The following is a 2682-nucleotide window of genomic DNA, read 5'->3' on the forward strand; positions in this document are numbered from 1 at the left end:
TGTTCGTGAGGTGGAAAAAACAAGCTTCTTTAGATCATTATATTGCTTATGCTACTACGCATGTTATGGAGCGATTAAACATTATCTCTTACCGATAAAGAATAAAATCATAAGTAAATAATCATACCTAATTTAACTTTATTCTACTCGTATTTTATTTGTATGCTTACATGGGCAAATAGAAAAAGTGCGACTAAATATACTGCTTAGACATTATGTAGTATCACGCAACACCCATTTATATATACTTAAAAAATAATTACATTCCTATAGGAAGTCTATTCATGATTAACGCATATCTATTTGTGTTTCTCGTCTCATTTGTCAGTTTATTTATCATGCGCAAAGTGGCTAAGCGCGTTGGATTGGTTGATAAACCGAATGAGCGAAAGCATCATAAAGGAGTCATCCCACTCATTGGTGGTATTTCTATCTTCACAACCTTATGTATTGGATTACTTTTATTTTTCCCAATCAATGAAAATTTGATCATGTACCTAAGTTGTGCAGCCGTATTGGTAATATTGGGCACATTTGATGATTATTACGATATCAGTTTTAAAGTTCGTTTACTCGTACAGACCATCATTTCGCTTATTATTATCTTTGTGGGTGGACACAGCTTACATCAATTAGGCTTTTTGATGGGAAGTGAGACGATCATGCTTTCTTCTGTCGCGAGTGGGATCATCACTATTCTGGGTGTCATTGGTGCGATCAATGCGTTTAACATGGTTGATGGGATTGATGGCTTATTAGGTGGTTTGGCTTCGGTCACTTTCTCTGCCTTAGCGGTTGTTTTTTATTACAGTGGTAATGACTATCTTGCCCATGTGTGTGCCTTAATCGTTACGGCTATCGTGCCATACGTGATGCTTAATCTTGGTTTTCCTTTAGGCCGTCGTTTTAAAGTCTTTATGGGTGACGCAGGCAGTATGTTTATTGGCTTTACTGTGGTGTGGATGTTAATTCGTGGTTCACAAGAGCCTTCGATTATTGCGTTTAAACCCGTGACGGCATTATGGTTAATTGCGGTTCCGCTGATGGATATGGCAACAATTATGATCCGTCGTGTTCGTAAAGGCCAATCTCCTTTCAAACCAGACAGAGAGCATTTACACCATATTTGCCAACGTTTAGGCTTATCGTCGTACATGACCTTGTTCTTAATCTGTACTGTCGCAACACTTTGTGCTTGTTATGGTATTTGGGCAGATTTAAACGGCGTTCGTGAATCGGTGATGTTCTTTAGCTTCTTAGCATTATTTGGCGTGTATTTTATGACGATCAGTTATATCTGGCGTATCACGACATGGGCACATAAGTTGTTTGGTAAGCGAATATCGGTAGAGCTTCAGGCTGAAGCGAGTAAGTAACGTTTCGGTTAAGTGATTTTAAAATTTGAATGCATGAAAGCGGATATGACTGGCTAGGTTATATCCGCTTTTTTTTTGCTTTTGGTATGCTTACCCGAAGAGGGGATGTATATATCAAACCACATTGTTCTGTTTGGCTTATTAAGGACGTATAGAGTGCTCTTCACCCTAGTTAACATTTCCGTTATACTCTTGTTAGACCATTATATTATTGTTTATCTTGAGGTTAGCTTCGTAAATTTTTGTTAAAATTATTAATAATAAAAAGGGTGTTTATTATCTAGTTCTACTTCCTTTAAAGATAATGAAAAATCAATGCTAGGGAGCACGTATTGAATCACTTGGTGTCTTTATTTTTGACAAAGAAATAACAAGAAGTATGGGTTATCGAGACATGCTTCAGTACTCTCAGGATTATGATGACATAACAAAATTTTACAATTTGAATTAATGCAATGATTTTAGTCGTAAATGGCTGTAAATGTTGGTTAATTTTAATTTTTTATCAATCTTGAAATTAGAAAATATTAATGCTAACGCGGTGGGGATGCGTATAACCTCTGGGCGGTAGCGTACCTAAAATGGACCTTTGAATGAAAAATAAACATTTACAACAACCGATGAGATTTCTTTCATCTTATCAATCAAATAATGAAATCGACTTAAACGAATTGCTTTTAACCTTATGGCAAGGAAAAGTTGCTATCACGTTATGTACGTTTCTTTTTATGATGGGAGCTTTTTCTTCTACTAGTATGCAACCAAATGTGTATGAATCAAAATCTATACTGTTAGTCGATACATCAAGATTACAGCTTAATCTAACCTCTCGTTCAATTTATCCTTATGTTAGTAGTAAGGAAATTAAGACAGAGATGATGGGTCTCATGGGGGAGGATTCTGGATTAAATGGAATCAATGTTGCAATTTTAGGTCCAAATCAAATCGTATTATCGCAACAAGGGGAAGATCCCGAGGTTATTTACCGTAATTTGTCGTTTTTTGTAACCCATGTGAATTCATTAGTTAAAAAAAATGAACGTCAAGAGATAGAAATAACATTAAAACCAACTAAGCAACTTATTGAGTCTACATCAATAGATGCGGTGAAAGATGTTTTAGCTGAAAAATATGCACAACAATTGTACAGTGTTGCTCTTTTAGAACAAGAATCTACAAAAATTGTAAGCGTGGTTATGATGCCATTAAAAGCAACTCAACATATAAAGCCAAAACGTGATTTGATTGTTATATTAGGAGGATTGTTTGGTTGGATACTGTCAGCAGCAGCTGTGCTGATTTGGGG

The 2682-nt window shown here is 35.8% G+C and carries 2 protein-coding genes; both read left to right on the forward strand.

The genetic code is table 11. The features are described from left to right. Positions 1-284: 284 nt before the first annotated feature. Positions 285-1376 carry a UDP-N-acetylglucosamine--undecaprenyl-phosphate N-acetylglucosaminephosphotransferase gene (gene wecA, locus AACV33_RS01405; protein WP_182700675.1) on the forward strand — a complete coding sequence of 364 codons (1092 nt, stop codon included), beginning with the start codon at positions 285-287 and terminating at the stop codon, positions 1374-1376. 593 nt (positions 1377-1969) lie between these two features. Continuing rightward, the coding region (locus AACV33_RS01410; RefSeq protein WP_182700676.1) for a Wzz/FepE/Etk N-terminal domain-containing protein at positions 1970-2682 on the forward strand (713 nt) is incomplete at its 3' end.

The organism is Aliivibrio sp. SR45-2 (genome assembly GCF_963890165.1).
Taxonomy (GTDB): Bacteria; Pseudomonadota; Gammaproteobacteria; order Enterobacterales; family Vibrionaceae; genus Aliivibrio; species Aliivibrio salmonicida.